The organism is Komagataeibacter xylinus, assembly GCF_031081985.1.
GTDB lineage: Bacteria > Pseudomonadota > Alphaproteobacteria > Acetobacterales > Acetobacteraceae > Komagataeibacter > Komagataeibacter xylinus_E.
Map to the genome: position 1 here is coordinate 1 of NZ_JARWSK010000009.1, position 17,280 is coordinate 17,280.

Annotated in this window: 6 protein-coding genes; 1 reads left to right on the plus strand and 5 read right to left on the minus strand. The window is 61.7% G+C overall.

Annotation, left to right across the window (positions count from 1 at the left end; genetic code table 11):
• Positions 1 to 471 precede the first annotated feature (471 nt).
• From QEG70_RS14910 to QEG70_RS14930, 5 genes are all read right to left on the minus strand, one after another.
• Entirely contained in the window at positions 472 to 2,577 is a 2,106-nt protein-coding gene (locus QEG70_RS14910; RefSeq protein WP_308721329.1) for an HlyD family efflux transporter periplasmic adaptor subunit, read from the minus strand.
• A 19-nt stretch (positions 2,578 to 2,596) separates the two neighbouring features.
• Positions 2,597 to 3,934 (minus strand): efflux RND transporter periplasmic adaptor subunit, encoded by a 1,338-nt coding sequence (locus QEG70_RS14915; protein ID WP_308721330.1) that lies wholly within the window; start codon positions 3,932 to 3,934, stop codon positions 2,597 to 2,599.
• A 20-nt stretch (positions 3,935 to 3,954) separates the two neighbouring features.
• Complete coding sequence (locus QEG70_RS14920; RefSeq protein WP_308721331.1) at positions 3,955 to 4,776, minus strand: efflux RND transporter periplasmic adaptor subunit; 822 nt, start codon at positions 4,774 to 4,776, stop codon at positions 3,955 to 3,957.
• A gap of 98 nt (positions 4,777 to 4,874) precedes the next feature.
• Complete coding sequence (locus QEG70_RS14925) at positions 4,875 to 6,536, minus strand: TolC family protein (protein ID WP_308721332.1); 1,662 nt, start codon at positions 6,534 to 6,536, stop codon at positions 4,875 to 4,877.
• 292 nt (positions 6,537 to 6,828) lie between these two features.
• Positions 6,829 to 6,996 (minus strand): hypothetical protein, encoded by a 168-nt coding sequence (locus QEG70_RS14930; RefSeq protein ID WP_308721333.1) that lies wholly within the window; start codon positions 6,994 to 6,996, stop codon positions 6,829 to 6,831.
• Positions 6,997 to 7,068: 72 nt separating this feature from the next.
• On the opposite strand from QEG70_RS14930, the gene QEG70_RS14935 reads away from it, so the two are divergent.
• Positions 7,069 to 17,232, plus strand: coding sequence for a DUF4347 domain-containing protein (locus QEG70_RS14935; protein ID WP_308721334.1), 10,164 nt, complete (start codon positions 7,069 to 7,071; stop codon positions 17,230 to 17,232).
• Positions 17,233 to 17,280 lie beyond the last annotated feature (48 nt).

The window sequence follows — 17,280 nt, forward strand, 5'->3', positions numbered from 1 at the left end:
TGCCCCCGCAACCATATATACGTGTCTGATAAGACAACAGAAAAGCCACCCCATAAGGGTGGCTTTTTTTGTGCCCGAAATCTACCGTAGGAAACATATAGGAAACAGACGGAAAGGTAAGCCGGTGGGCACCGTCCGTCAAAAACCAGGCCTGAACGAGCTTGGCTGCCGGCCATCATTGATGCCAAATCTGACATGCACCTCGCAGCGCTGTCGATCCGACTGCGCGACGAGCGTGGCGTTCAGGCCGACATGGGAATGCTGTCGCGCTTATTTCAAGCCGAAGGGATCAGCTCCCAAAAAAGCGTAATGCCCTCCGGGCAGGATCGGCCTGACGTTGCGCGCAAGCGACGGACTCAGTATCGAAATGCATCGGCTCACTCATCAAATGCTTCTCCGCACAGGAATGCGCCGATAACCGCCAGAACTCAGCATATGCATCAATCTAATAATAGATCCTGCATATTGCTGCTACAGACCGGCTTCTCCCATAAAGACCGAGACAATCTTGCGATAGGTCCGTTGTATGAAGCTGGTGGCGGTGGCGTGTATGCGGACCATTCCCCTGATGCGCCGCCTGATTGGTGGCAGCGGCCCATCAGGCAGGATCATAACCTGATAAACCGCTTCCTCCGGCACGATCCTGTGGCTGGTCTCGTCCCGGTGTGCCTTGATATGCCCGCCATAAAGGGAGGCCTGTTCCAGCGCATCGATTTCAGGAACTGATGCTACCGAAATCGACTGTACATGCCCCGTAATCTGCTTGGCACCAGGGCTGTCGGCCATAAAACTGGCCTTTGCGCCGGACTGTATGAAGCTGATGTCCGTTTCATACACATATGCTTCAACGGCGGCGTGGTCTTCGGTTATGATTGAGCCAATATAATCATGCTGTTTCAATGTATCGCCAACATGGATTTCCGGTGGAACATCCACCAGCATGCCGTCAAAGGGCGCGGTGAGGGTCAACTGCCTTATCGCGGCTTCCGCCCGCAGGCGCTCGGCTGTTTCCTGCTCGATCCTGTCACGCGTATCATCAAGCGAGGCCGTATCTTCCACGCCAAACATCCGCTCCGACAATGTGGCTTCCAGCGTTGCCAGTCGTGCCATTGACACGGCACGGTCATGGTCAAGCTGGGGGGAGCGGAGTTCGGCCACGGTCTCGCCTGCCCGTACCAGGCTGCCTGTGGGCAGCAGGTGCACCACCTGTCCCGGGTCCTGCGTGTAAAGCATGCTCTGCCCTTGCGCCCGCAATACGGCAGGTGCGCGGACAGTGTGGCTCCATGGCAGTACAAGAAGGGCAATCAATATGGCAAACGCCGCACCGGTAACGTGCACGCGGCGGCTGCCGGGGGCATGCAGGGCCTGGCGTGCCCATTCCGCCAGCTCTCCCATGATGGGGCGTGCAACAAAGAACCAGATTTCAATGCCCATCAGAACCACGCCCAGCGCGGGAAAAACCGCATGATAGACAACCAGCGCAATGCCGGTGAACAGAAAGAAACGGTAAAGCCATGTGGCAAGGCTGTAGCCCACCAGCATGATGCCCCTGCGTGCGGGAAAGACCTCAGGTGGAGGCGTGTCCTTGCCAAACAGGAACCTGCGGGTGCGCCAGCGTGTCCATGCAAATGCACGTTCCTGCAGGTTGGGAATACCCATCAGGTCGGAGAGGATATAATACCCGTCAAACCGCATCAGCGGGCTGAGATTGACCGATAGGGTCAAAATCCATGTTGAACTGCTTAACGTGAACAGGCCATCACGCAGCGGCCCGTCGGGTACAATGCTCCAGATAATGGTGGCCAGCGTGGCCAGCATGATTTCGGCCACCATGCCGGCACAGTCGATCACCAGTCGGTCGCGTGCGCGGACCAGTCGCCATGCATCGGTGGTATCGGTCCATAAAACAGGGCACAGCACCAGAAAGGCCACCCCCATGGCGGGTACCCGGCAGCCAAAATGTCGTGCCGCAATGCCGTGGCCCAGTTCATGCACCATCTTGCTGCATGCCAGCGCCAGGGCAATGCCGATTGCGCCCTGCGGCGTGATGAGATGCATGAACCCCGCGGCGTAAAGGCTCCATTGCTGCACGACCAGAATGACCGCCAACACCACTGCCAGTGCCAGCCCGATGCAGAACCTGCGGGTAAAAAGCCAGTCCGTTAGCGGCACGCAGCGTTTAAGAACGGGATCGGGATTGCATAGCCGTACCCGTAGGAAAAGATAATGATGCAGGATCCATGACAGCAATGGCGGCTTGCGCGCCTGCCGGGCCAGCAAGGCGGTGTCTGCGCTGGTCTGCGCCGTAGTCAGTCCGGCCTGTTGCACGAAGGCGGCAAAGGCCATGACATCGGCTGACTGCGTATCAAACGTGGTCTGTTCACGCACAATGCGGGCAATGGTGTCCGGGTCAGCCAGGTCCCAGCGTTGCAGGATTTCCATTTCCATGCTGCCAAGGCGCACGTAACGGTGGCGGGCGGGGTCATAGAGGCTCCATGTTGGCGCGCCGGTTACGACGGGGCCCCGTAACAGTTCAAGGTCATCACGCAGGGCAGGCCAGAGGGCAGGGGCGCTCATGCGTCTTCTGCCGGGCCAGCTAGAAGGAAAGCCATTGTCGGACCACGCCCAGTGGTTTGCGCAAAGCCCAGAGCACCAGCATGTGCCGTGGGCCGTAGATGCGCGCAGTGCCGCGCAGGCCAAGGCGGATGTCGCTATCCAGATCGGCACGCAAGGTATAGGCCAGCGTGCCCGCAGGGGTCGATGTGCTGGCATAGGAGGTAAAGACCAGATGCCCCTCCGCCGGATGATTGGGGTGCACATTGTCAAAAAAACGTACGCGCGCATCGGGGGCGAAATGTGCGGCCTCGGTTGCGGGCAGGCGGATCTCGATCCGGCGCGACAGGGCGGGCGCAACCATGAGAATGCGCTCGCCAGCTTCCACCGGGCGGCCTATCCATTCGGAAGGGTCGTTATAAAGCGCCAGCCCGTCTATCGGGGCGGTCAGGGTGGCGCGATGCAGCAATTCGCTCTGGTAGCGCATCTGGGCCGCTTCCTCATCAATGCGGCCCTTGAGTTCACCCGCCTGCGCGCGGGCCTTGGCATCAAGCATGCCTGCCTGAATGGCTTCATCATACTGGGTGCGGGCCACTTCCAGCGCCTTGCGGGCAACAAGGTACTGGCTTTCAAGCTGGGCACGCTCCAGTTCCACGACCGGTGTACCGGCCTGCACGGCTGTATTGGGAGCGACATCAAGCTGGTGGACGATACCGGCAAAGGGCGCGCGCACGAAAGTGGGGGCAACCGGCACGACTTCAGCCGGAGCCAGAATCCATGAATGGACCGGGTAGCACGCCACCAGCACGGCAGCCGCCAGCATGGCGCCAATGCGCCTGCGCATTCGTGTATCGCGTGGCCTGGGCGGTTGGGAGGCGATAAGCTGCCGACTTTCCGCATATTCGCCGCCAATCATGCCCAGGGCCTGAATATCGGGCGGTGTCCATGCATCTGCCCGCGCGACAAGCAGCGTGCCCACCTGGCCATGCCGCCCCAGCAGCGGAATGAGCACGGCATGAGGGGCCATCCATTGCGCCCATTCATCGCGCAGCGTGGCCGGCAGGGTCGCGACATCAAGCACCCTGGCCTGCGCCTGTGGCGTAATGCTCTCGAACACGCGGCCCAGCCAGCGCACATAGGGGGCGGCAGAATCGAACACCGCCGTGCCGGAGATGGCGGCTATCCCCGCCTTGTCCGTGCGGTAAAGGGCGGCCTGCTGGTAGGGAAGGAGATTATGGCTTTCGTTGACCAGCACGAAATCCAGTTCATCAGGCGGGCAGGTCCGCAGGCGCTCGCACAGATGCACAAGGGCTGACAGCCGCAGCAATGCAGCCTGCCGGCCCTGCTGCAGGCGTGCGGGATCAGGCGGGGAGGAGGTCATGATCCGTCAGCCATCCGTTATCATTGACCGAACTGGGCTTCTCCCGTCATGCCCGGTAGCAGGTCAGGGGCGGGGCGGGTCAGTTTGCCATAGACCTTGATGGTCTTGCTGACAGGGTCCACCTTGCCCGAAATGCGGCTGACGGTTGCCGGGTAGGTGGCATCCGTCTCCAGTATATGAACCTTGAACGGCGTGCCGGGCTGCAGATGGCGCAGTTCCATGGATGAGACGATCATGGACAGTTCAAGCGAGGTATCATCCAGTATTTCCAGCATGGGGGTTCCGGCTGAAAGATACTGGTAATTATGCACCATGGTGTTGGAGACACGCCCGTCAAACGGAGCCTGGATCACGCACTGGGCCACAACGGCGTTGGCCATTTCCAGATCGGCATTGGCTGCCTGTTCATCGGCTGCCGCCGAGCGCAGGTCCGATACGCTCCATTGCCCGAGCGCCTTCATCTTGTTCTGCACATCAAGCAGGCCACGACGCTTGATGTATTCGGCATGGGCGTGGGCAAGGGTTGCCTTCTGCTGGCCGCAGCGGAACTCGGCAAGGACATCGCCCTTGTGAAAATGGTCACCGTCGCGCAAGGGAAATTTTTCAAGCTGGCCCGACATGCTGGCGCTGATCTGCGCACTCATGGGCGCGGTGACCTGTACGCTCGGGGCATGGACCGCCGTGCTGTCCGGCTCCGATGTGGGGGGCATATCAGGTTGCGCGACAGGTACCGTGGCGGTCGGTGTCGTGTCAGCGGGAGCGACCGGGCGTGCTGTCTGGGCCAGGACCGTGCCGGGTGCAAGGCCAAGCAACAGTGCCGAGATAAACGAATATATACGCATATATGCAACCGGCCTTCCGGAATAATAAGGCACCATGACCGCCCGGGGCGACGGGGCCTTAAACATTACTTATTAGTAATAATATTCAAAATGGCAGATCAGCCGGGTGTAGCGGCAGGCTGTGCCGTATCCGTCTGCGCGACAGGGGTGGAAGGCGGTGCAGCCTGCGGCACCGGCACCGCGACGGGTGCCGTGCTGTTGCCCGCATCCGGTTTCCTGACATTATCGGGCAGCGTCAGGTCAGGCAGGCGGCCGTTTTCCCACAGGGCAATGGAATGCTTGACCTGCGCCGTCAGGTGCTTGAGATCCTGAATATCGGCATTGGCAGGCACAAGATCCACGCCGATGGAAGCATACAGGTTGGCCAGCGCCTGATGTGTATGGGCAAGGCTGCGGCTGTATTCAAGCTGGCCGAGCAGGGCCGCCATCTGGTGGCGCACGCGATTGGCCTCGGACTGCGCGCCTGCGGCGGAGGCGGAGACGGCAAGCTGCTCCATCTGCAGGCTCACATCGTTGATCTGCCGCGAGGATTTGAGGAAATCCACCGCCGTGACGTATTTCTGCGCGCTCAGGTTGATCTGGGCCAGAATGGCGACACTCAGCGCCAGGCGACGCATTTCCGAGAGCTTGACATTGCCCTTGGCCACCGCGATGGCGCGCGGCCCCTGGATCATGTTGATCAGGTTGACGGTCGCCCGCACCCCGATCTGCCCCCAGATGTGGTGGTAAAGCAGCGCATTCGAATCAAAGTTGCCGTTCCCGATGGCGCCGATACCGGGCATCATCTTCAGGATTTCCTTATAGACATCCTGCCGGTCAACCTTCTGCTGGTACACTTCCATGCGCAGTTCGGGGCGCATGACCAGCCCCATGCGCTCCAGCGTGGGAATGTCGAGGTTGCCCAGTGGCTGCACGTCCTGCGGGTGGGTGGCGAGGTTGAGCTTTTCATCCTGCGGCACGTTGATGAGCGAGGCGAGCTGGATCTGCGCGCCAACCAGCTCATCCTTGATGCGCCGCATCTCACCCAAGATCTGGATGATGTTCTGCTGGTAATCAAGCAGCGTAAGGGGAGACTGCAGGTGCGCGTTGCCGGCATCCTGCGATGCCGCCAGCATGGTCTCCGCATCGTGGATGATGGGATCAAGGCGGGGCAGCATGACCTGGGCTGCGGCAGCCTCCCAGTAATTGGTGGTTACGGCCTTGACCAGATCATTGATGGCGCGCCTGCGGCGCTCGACGGCAATCAGGGCGCGGAAAGCCTGCTGGCGGGCGGAGAAATAGCTGATCCCCGCATCCATCGCGTTCCATGAAAAGCTGATATCGCCGCTGCCATGGCTGGGCATTTCGGAATAGGAATAATCCAGCGAGCGCTGGTTGCTGAATTCATCAATACTTTCAGCAGCATTGTTGTTGCTTCTGTCGGTATAGCCCGCATCGGCCGCAAGGTGCGGCAGCATCTGCATCAGGGCCAGATCAAGCTGCTTTTCCTGCTGGTTGATCTCAAGCTTGGCGACCTGTGAGTCATAGTTGAACTTGAGCGCGCGCGCGATGGCGGTGCCCAGTGTCAGTTCACCATCGAGCGGCAGGTAACGCGCCTCGATCGTGGCGTGATCGGCATCGGCACGTTTGATATGATCGGCCAGGGGCATGGGCTTGGGCCGCATGCCGCACCCTGCCAGCAGCATGACTGTCGAAAGCGCGGCGCAGGAGACCAGACGTATTTTACCACGGGTAAGCTGATGCGTCACAGGATTTACCATGAATTTCCGGGTTGTATTCAGGTCGTCAAGAAAAATTTCAACGCAAGATGGCGGGAACAGTATTATGGTTACCTGATCATATAGAACTGTATAGATCTATATATAGGTACGGCTTGGTAATTCCGCCTATTTTGCAGTTACTCTGCGCTCGATACCGGGCACGGCATGGTAGTTATGGGGCGCACACATTTTTGTCAACTTCATTCGTTGTAACACGAGAAAAAAAATTGTAGATGGAATGCGGGAATTGAAAATGCAGTCGTAGCGCCCTGCTGGGTGGAAATGATTCATCTCATGGAAACCATAACCTGGTATTCCTAAACAAATTGTTGATAAAAATGGTTTTTTCATGCGTCTGATTCTTGAGCAGAGATATCTCTTTGATGGCAGCGTGGCGCATGTCTCCCATCACCATGGGGCGGACAGGCACCATCACGAGAATCAGGGGGAAAATGCTCATGATGCCCCTGTTGTGGATGAAGCCGTCGGTTCCCTGCCGGATTTACCTGCAACCACTGGTACAGATAAGTCAGTGCATGATCGCAATGGTGGAAAAAAAGACAGTTTTACCGATATCGTCTTTGTAGATTCCCGGGTCAGCGACTGGCGCGAACTCACGGCCTCGCTTGGCAATAACGTGGGCGTGGTGGTGGTGGACAATACGCGTGATGGCATGTCCGTCGTCTCGCGCGTGCTGTCGCACCAGCACAACCTCAACAGTGTCAGCTTCCTCACCTACGGGCAGGCAGGCCAGATCGAGCTTGGCAGCACCACCATCAATGCCGCCACCCTCATGGCGGACAGCACGCAGGTGGCGCAGTGGGGCGATGCGCTGGGGGCGAAGGGGCAGATCCTGTTCTGGGGCTGCGATGTGGGGCAGGGGGCTGCCGGTCAGGCGCTGGTCGAGGACCTGCACACCCTGACCGGCGCGGGTGTCGCCGCCTCGACCGATGCCACGGGCCTTGGCGTGCTGGGGGGTGACTGGACACTGGAGCGCACGGCCGGGCTGGATGGCAATGCCGTGGATGCACCCTTCTCGGCTGCGGCCGAGGCCGGTTATGACAGCGTGCTCGACAGCCCGACGGCTACCGTCACCATTTCAAGCCCCACCGATACCAGCAACCTGCTGGGCAATACCTTTTCCCAGACCATCACCTTTTCCAACAATGCGTCCAATGGCGTGGGCTATGCGCCTTTTGTCGAGATATTCGCGCCAACCAACGCAACACAGGATACCCCGCTTACCTCTGTAACCTATCTGGGCCAGAGCCTGTCCGCCAAGGCTGTCACGCTGGTGGATGTCGATGGCAAGGTCGGAGCCTATAATCCCTACAGCAGCGGCACGGATGGCAAGCCGCAGTTTGTTACGGCGCCTGCGGGTTTCAAGGCGGGCGATACCATGTATGTGGTTTCCCTGCCGTTCGGCAGTTACACGCCCAAGCAGCCAACCCTCACCCTTACGGCCAGTTTTGCCAATAACACGACCGAGTCCGTCGATGCGCCTACAGGTACTGGCACCCCCATTACCATCGCTGCCGCCGGTGGTTACCAGTATGGCGCCGATGCGCTCAATGACCCCGGCACTGACCCGACCATCCAGGGGGCTGTCGCAACCAATACCGTTGCCCAGAACCTCGTGCAGGTGACCGCCGGTATCCTGACCTCGCCGCGTGGCGAGGATGAGGTGCCCACTGGCCCGGATTATCCCGCTACCTACGAGGTGACCGTCACCCCTGCCGAAGCAACGCAGGCCAACGCCATCAAGGACATGACGCTCAATGTCACCCTGCCTGACAGCGTCAATTACAACAACAGCCCCATTACCCTGACCGGGGCCGATGGCTCGACCATCAGCGGCACGGCCACCTATGTGCCGCCCGCTGATGGCTCAAAGGAAGGCGGATCGGTCAAGATTACGCTCGATAGCGTGGCCTACAGCGCAAATGCGCCCTACAAGATTGATATTCCGGTCTATGTGGGCCAGACGGATGCGGCCGGGAATTCAATCCTCAATGCTTCTGGCGGCATCACATCGCCCACCACCATTTCGGGTGCGACCATATCCTATACCGGCACCTGGACCCCGCCCGTGGCAGAGGGTCAGACCGCCACGCCCGTTGCGCTGGACCAGACGGTGGACACGGTCCCCACCACGTTCAACGCCAAGGCCTTCGCGGTGCAGGAGACGGATACGATCACGAATGCGGATGGCAGCGCCACCGGCCTGGCCGCCGGGCAGGTCATGCCCGGCGATACCATCACGCATGATATCCATATCGAGAATTCGGACTACTATTCCAGCACCGGCATGGTGGTCACCACCACGCTGAGCGATGGCCAGACCCTGAAGCCGGGCACCAGCCCCACCTTTACCTATACCGATGCCACCGGCACGTCCCATACCGTGCAACTGGGCAGCGCCTACTGGTCGGCCACGCCGGGCGATAACGGGCAGACCGTGGTGCAAATGAACATCGCCCAGTATCTGGCCGATAATAAGCTGCCAGCCATGGGGGCGGGCAAGCAGGGCACGATCAGCTATGCCAGCACGGTAAACGAGAACTATACGGCCACAAATACCCCGGTGACCGAAGGCGATACGATCAGCAGCAGCGTGAGTGTCAGCGCGCAGGCAACAGGTCCCGATGGCACCACCTCTCAGGTGCAGGATGGTTCAAGCAATACGCTTTCCGTGCCCGAGGGCACGACGGGGCTGAAGATCGTGGCCATCAATGGCGTTGCCGTGGATGACACGACTACGCCTGTCATCCATGCGGGTGACAAGGTGACTTACGAGGCAACCTATACCCTCCAGACCGGCACCTATACTGACCTCAACCTCTCGTCTTACCTGCCTCTGCCGCTTTATGACACGAGCAACCCCACGGGCACCGGTGATTCTGCTTTCACGGCTTCCGACAGCACGGACCCGACCCAACAGGCGGCTGGCACCTACAGCGTGGTGAGCGTGCCAAACGGTGTCGATCCGGGCAAGGTCACGGTCTCGACGCAGTCCGCGAATAACAGCATCAGCTTTGATATGGGCAACAGCAACACGCTTGCCACGAGTGATGCTGGCAAGCAGGTCGCCGTGCTGTTTACCCTCAATGCAACCTCAAGCCCCTTTGCCGATGGCCTGAGCCTGACCAGCCAGGAGCAGTCCACCCTGACCAATGGGCAGAATGCCCAGACCGCCCAGTCCACCCTGCAGTCGGTTACCGTTGCCGAGCCTGCGGCCGAGATCAAGACGGGCGTGGTATCAGTCATGAACGGCGCCAGTGCGGACAAATCCGTCACCTACACGCCCCAGACAACGGGTGAAGGGACGGATACCAATCCCACCACCACCTTCAACGCGGCGGGATCGGATGGGGGGGCCTATACATCGGTTCCCGCAGGTGGCGTGAGCGGCCTTGGCGCGGTCAATGACCTCAATGCCACGGGGGCCGAGGGCGGCGACACGGTGCGCATTGCCTCCACGGTGGAAAATACCGGCTCGGCCGGCATGTACGACCTGACGGTATCGGGCACCCTGCCTGCCGGGTTCTCTACGGCGAATGTAAAGAATTTCCAGATCACGCGCCCCGATGGCACGGTGGTCTATTCCTCGGCGGCGGATGCCACGACTGCGGCCAGCAGCTATTTCACCACCGGCGGCCTGACCATACCGGCCACCTCGGCCACCGCTGCAGTCCTGGCCAAGGGGCAGGACCTGACCATTACCTATGACCTGGCCCTGCCCACCGGCCAGAACCTGGGCGATACGCTGGTGGCCAGCGCAAACGTGGTGAACTTTGGCAACAGCCCCGGCGCGGTTGCGCAGGGCGACGGGTTCGTGACCAATGGCGTGCCGCTTGGCGGGCAGGCATCTGACCTGACCGACCCGGCAAGCATCACCCTGCAGACGCCCACCATCAGCAAGACCATCGGCCCCTCAAACCTGCCTGAAAATGATGGCGTGGATACAGCCACCTCCAGCGGCACCATTGTCAGCGGCGAGACGCGCACCACCACCATTACCGTAACCGTGCCCGAGGGTACGCTCAGCAATGGCGCGGGTGATGTGACGGTGGTGGAAACCCTGCCCGCTGGCATGGACTATGCCGGGGGCTTTACCGCTACCCTGACCGGCGCGACCGCATCAGGCGCCGATGCCAGCGGCAACCTGCCTGCGCCCACGGCGGTCAGGAACGCCGATGGCACCACCACCCTTACCTTTGACCTTGGCAAGACGGTCACCAATTCCAGTTCCACGCCCGGCACCATAACGCTGGCCTATAACGGCTATTATGGCGAGAACAATGCGCCAGCCAATGCCGCCACGATCACGTCATCGGCGGTGCTGAACTACAGCGCGCATGATGACACGAGCACCGTGGCCGAGCAGGCCGGCCCTGCCGACGTGACCGTAACCGAGCGCAAGCCCTCCCTGACCGAAACCATTACCGATGACACCAACGGCCAGCCGCTGTACAGCGGCCAGCAGGTCACCTATACCCTGAAGCTGAGCAACAATGGTGATGTCACGGCCTATGACGTCGATCATGCCATCACGCTGCCCTCGGATCTGAAGGACGTCACCATCACCGGCGGGGGGCAGACCATCACCGTCGCTGCCGGGCAGACATCCGTCGCCCTGTCCCAGCTTGCCTCTCTCGCCCCTACCGATGCCCCGGTCACCTACACCATTACCGGCACGGTCGCCTCCGACCTGCCTGCAGGCACGAAGCTTGCGGTAACGGACAACTACACCTGGCATTCGGCACCCAAGAGCAACGAATTCACACCGCCCTCGGGCACCCCGTCCGGGTCGGGGGGGGCGCCTGTTACACCGCAGGACGTGCCTGAAGCGTTCAAGGGCACGGTCAGCGACGCGCCAGCGGTTGGCAACTTCACTTCCGTGCTCGACATTGTTGGTGAAAGCAACGGCACCAGCAGCGGCATTTCCCCCACTAAGTCCGTTACGGCGGCCAATGCCGTGCCTGGCGACCAGGTGACCCTGCAGGGCGAGGTCTCGATCCCTGAAGGGCAGAACCAGGATGTGACGCTGACCCTCAAGGTGCCGGACAACGTGCAGCTTGACCCCACATCGCTGCGCCTGCTGCTGGCCAGCCCGAACGGGGAAGTCATATCATCCGGTTTTGGCAGTGCCACGCAGCTTGCGGAAGGGACAACATCGGCCGTGCAGGTGGACGGCAAGACCTTCACGCTTTCGAGTGCGGCGGAGGCCGCGCTCAACAGCAGTGGCGCGGCCATAACCGGCGTGACAACGGATTCCGCCGGCCAGACCGTGCTCACCATCAATCTCGGCACGGTCACCAACAACGATACGTCATCCGTTCCCAACTATGCCATCATCCAGGTGGCGGGCACGGTGCTCAATACCACGGCCAACAAGGATGGCACCGCCCTGAGCGAGAGCCTGACGGCCAGTACGTCACCAACGCCCACATCAACCACGTCCACCCCCGCATCCACCATCACCGAAACGGTCAGGGAACCCACCGTCTCGCTGGGCAAGGCGGTCACCGCGATCAACTACACTGATGATACCGTCACCTTTACCGATACCCTGACCAATACTGGCGATGCCACGGCCTATGATGTCGCCCTCAATGACCCGCTGGTGGCAGGGCAGGAAACCGTTGACGGCGCTGTCGTGGCTACGGGTGCAGGCACGGTGGACACCACGATCAATGCCAGCGGCAGCGTGGCGGCTGCCGATGCGAAAGGCGTGACCACCAACGGTCTGACACTGGCCGCCGGTGCCAGCGAGACCGTAACCTATACGGTCAAGCTGTCCGACCTGACGCAGGGGCTGGCGCAGACCACGACCAATGTAACGTGGGAATCACTGGCCGGAGCCACGCCCGCCACTTCAGGCGCAACGGACCAGAGCCGCGATGGCTCGGCCGGGCAGGATGGCAAGGCAGGCACCAACTCCGCCGATACCTATGAGCGCTCGGTCACGATGGGTCTTGGCACGCTGTCGGGCCAGATCTGGCAGGCGCTGGGCAATACGCCGGGCACTTATGACAGTACCATCGATACCGCGCTGAAGGGCGTAGGCGTTACGGTGACCGCGCGCGGGCAGGATGGCACCTATGCCACCGGCCTTGTGCAGACCGGCATTACGACCGATGCCAGCGGCGACTATGCAGCGCTTGTGCCGGTTTATGGCACGCCCACATCCTCCATTGCGGAAATTACCGTGCCGACCACGGGGGGCACGGATGGCGTGCCCGCCAGCGAGACGGAGGTCTACAACCATGATGGCGCGGTAACATCTGCCACGACCGCTGTCAGCCCCGATGCGGATTCAGCCAGTGGCATGAGCGCAACCCATGCCGACCTGGCTTATGAACTGCCCGATACCGCGCCCACCATAACAGGCTGGCAGGATACCACGCCCCACGTCACCACTACCGGCACCGCCACGGCAATTGGTGATGGCGGGATCACGGTGGATGACCACGAACTCGATACGCTGACCACGAAGGAAAGCGGCACCTACAGCTATGCCGGTACCATGCTGACGGTGCAGCGCTATGTTGATGGCAAGGCCGCCCCCTCGGGCACCGATAGCTTTGGCGCGACGGGCACCGACGTGAGCATGGCGGGCGGACAGGTGAGCGTGAACAACACCGTAATCGGCACCTATACCGACACGGGCGGCGTGCTGCAGTTCACGTTCAATGCCTCCGCCACCAAGACCAGCATCGCCACACTGGCGCAGGACCTGACCTATACCTACACGCCCACCGCGAGCGATCCGGCAACGCAGCTTGATGTCACGCTCGGAGCCACGTTCTCGGATGGCAATACCGACCTTGCGGGCCAGCAGGCCACCACGGGCGCACAGGGTACGGGGGGCGTGCAGACCAGCGCGCCCATGTTCACGCATGTGAGTGTTGGCGGCAGCACCTTTGCCACCACCTTTACCGAACCCAATGACACCCCGGCCGCGGCATCGGCAACCGCGCTTGGCTCCTATGTCTCGGTGGAGGATGCATCGGGCACGGGTGCGGGGTCGATCCAGAAAGTAACGGTGCAGATCGGTTCCGCCACGGCGGAGGACGTGCTGGCCGCCACCACGGCGGGCGGCATTACCGCGAGCCTCGACAGCGCAACTGGTACCCTGACCCTGACTGCGGGCACCGCTACCACGCTCAAGAACTGGCAGGCCACGCTGGCCAGCCTGAAATATTACGACAGTTCTGATACGCCCATCGAGGGCACGCGCAATGTGAGCATATCGGTTTATGAAAACGGGGCGAACACGCCCATCGTCACCAATGGCACCATTGCAGTTACGGCTGCCAATGACTCCCCGGTGCTTGATCCCTCGGTCCCGGTTTCCCTCAACGATGCGCAGGAGGACTCCGCGCCGCCGCAGGGCGCGGTGGGCACGGCAGTTTCGCAGCTTGTGGGCTATGCAGGGGCAACAGGTGGCGCAGGCAACGTGACCGACCCCGATGGCGCGGGCCTGACCGGCCAGGGTGCCGCAGGCGCCACGTCGCTGCCCGGCATTGCCATTACCAGCGCCGATACCACACACGGCACATGGTGGTACAGCACCGATAACGGCAAGACATGGACCGAATTCGCCGGCAGCGGTGCAAGCAATGCAGTTGGCAGTGGCAATGCCCTGCACCTGATCGATAACGGGCAGGCACGGGTCTATTTCCAGTCCACCGACCCGAACTGGAACGGCAAGGTCAATGATGCCCTGACCTTCCGCGCATGGGACCAGTTTGATGGCGCGGCCAATGGCAGCATTTCCGCCCTGCCTGCCACCGCAGGGCTGGGCACGGGCACCAACACGCCGGGTTCCGCCTATTCGGCAGCCACGGATAGCGTTGTGCTGATGGATGACAACGTGAACGACGCCCCGAACGTGGTGGCCGATAACACCACCCCCGGCGCAACCCCGGTCACGGGGGACCAGCCCGCCTCGTGGAAGGTGACGGAAGATACGCCGCAGGCCACAAGCGTGCAGGGGCTGTTTGGCAGCTACTTCTCCGACCAGACCGACCAGCAGCACAGTGCGACCAACCCCGATGGCTCCACAGCCAACACCATGGCGGGCGTGGCCGTGGTGGGTTACACGCCCTCGGCTGCGGGCACATGGTCGTATTCCACCGATGGCGGCAAGACATGGACGCAGCTTTCGGCCGCCGTCTCGACCACGAATGCCCTTGTGCTGTCCAAGGATGCGCAACTGCAGTTTACGCCTGCGGCCAACTATAACGGCCAGCCTGTCAGTGGCGATGACCTCAAGGTCGTGCTGATCGACAATTCGGGCGCCGCATCAGGCAGCCCGGCCCTTGTGGGAGCGAACGGGCAGGCCCTGACCACGGCTGATGGCACGTCGCTGACCGGTGCCGCGCTTGATTCGGGCACGATGGCGATAGCCGGGGCCGATGTCTCGACCCGTGGCGGGCAGACCGCGCTCAGCAAGGGCACGGTTGACCTGTCCACCACCGTGACGCCGGTCAATGACCCGCCGACAATGGCGGCTGGCCCTTCGGGTGGCGCCTACACGCTGCCTGATGTGACCTCCAACAGTGCTGACAGCGCCAATACGGGCACCACGGTTGCAGACCTGTACTCCAATGCCGTGCAGGATGGGTCCGATGCGCAGCAGGGCGCGGCCGATCCCACCGGGTCCACTGCCGACCATCTGGCCGGCGTGGCCATTACCGGCAACACGGCCAACCCCGCAACCGAGGGCACGTGGCAGTATTCCACCGATGGCGGCAAGACATGGACGGACGTGCCCGCCAATGTTTCAGGCAGCAATGCCGTGGTACTGGGCGACCAGGCCAAGGTGCGCTTTGACCCCGTGCCCAACTTTACCGGCACGCCGGGCGGGCTGACCACGCAGGTTGTCGAGACCTCGGCCGACGTGCCCCTGACCGGCACCAGCGATGGCGTTGCCACCAGCGTGACCGGGCAGGCGCTTGATGGCACCGCCACGGCCCTGACGGGCGTGAACATAACCCAGATGCAGCAGGACCACCCCAACGGGTCGGTCAGCACCAACAGCCAGCCGCTGGATGTCAAGGTTAATCCGGATGCGCACACGGCTGTAACCATTCCCCCGGGCACGGAAGACCAGCCGGGCACGAAGGAAACGGTCTCGCAACTGTTCACCACCACCGACCCCAATGGCGTGGGTGGCGTTGCCATTACCGGCAATGCCACGCCCGCCAGCGAAGGGACATGGATGTATTCCGTGCCCGGTGGCGCGGCGCAGGCGCTCCCGACCGATCTTTCTGCGACCAGCGCCGTGGTCCTGCCCAATGATGCGCAGGTCTGGTTCCAGCCTGCGCCCAACTTCAATGGCGACCCGTCCAACATCTCGTTTACGGCAACGGTGATCGATAATACGACCGCCACCGCCTTCACGGGGGCGGATGGCAGGGCCGTGGCGGGTAATGCCATAACCGGCGTGACCACAGGGGTTGATGTCAGCAACACCGGCGGGGGCACCGCGCTCGACGTGGTGCCGGTGCAGGTGAGCACCAGTGTGGCACCGGTCAACGACGCGCCGGTAGCCAGCGGCAGCGCCACACTGCCTTCGGCCGATACCAGCAACCAGCAGGTCAGGGGCGATAGCGTATCCTCCCTGTTCGGGCCAACGTTCTCCGATCAGACCGATCAGCAGCGCAGTGCCTCCAACCCCGATGGCTCGGTGGCCGACCATCTGCAGGGCGTTGCCATTGTGGGCAATACGGCCAACCCGGCAACGCAGGGCACATGGCAGTATTCAACCGATGGGGGCCGGACATGGCAGAATGTCAGCACCTCGGTTTCCACTACCGCCGCCCTTGTGCTGCCTGCCAGCGCGGAACTGCATTTTGCGCCCGTAACCGGCTTTACCGGCACGCCGGGCGGGCTGTCTGCCGCACTGGTCGAGACCAACAGCACGCTGGCCACGGGCACGGCGGCACAGGTGGCCGATGTCTCGGCGCTGATGGCTGATGAGACCAGCCATGTCTCGCAGACCACCGTGGCACTGAACACGAACGTGACACAGCAGGAGGGCAATCCCGCCCTTTCGGGTTCGACCCTCAACAATGACCTCAGTTCCTCCGACCTGCTCAAGACATCGGTGGAGGACGGGTTCGAGAACGAGTTCCAGCGTGGCTTTGGTGTTGCGCACCAGACATGGATACGCGGCACGTCGCTCTACCGGTTTGTGACAACCAACCAGCAATATGATGTTGATGTGCCTGCTGGCGCCTTCATCAGTTCGGATGGCACGGACCTCAACCTGACCATTACGGCACGCCAGGCCGGTGGCGCGCCGTTGCCGGACTGGGTCTCGTTCGATGCGGATCGCCGCTGCTTTTCCATGGTCGCGCCAGATGAGGCCACCGGTTCCATCGATCTGGCCCTTATTGGCCGCGATGAATATGGCCATGAGGCCGAAGTGGATGTGCATGTGGTGATCGGGCACGAACATCCCGCGTGGGAAATGGGTAACGATCCGTCCATTCCGCAGGCGGTGGAGCGCGCGATGCAGGTGGTGGAGCAGGACATGAACTGGCTTGCCTTCAATCCCGATTTCCATCGCGGCAGTCATCAGCCAGCCGAGGCAGTTCACGGCAAAAAGGGACTGCGGGCGCAGATGCGCCAGGTCGGTCAGAGAGCCGCATATGCGCGCAGCCGCGACCTGGTCAATCACTGATAGCCAGGTGGCGCGCATGGTTGGCAATGGAGCGCCAGATGCGAATGT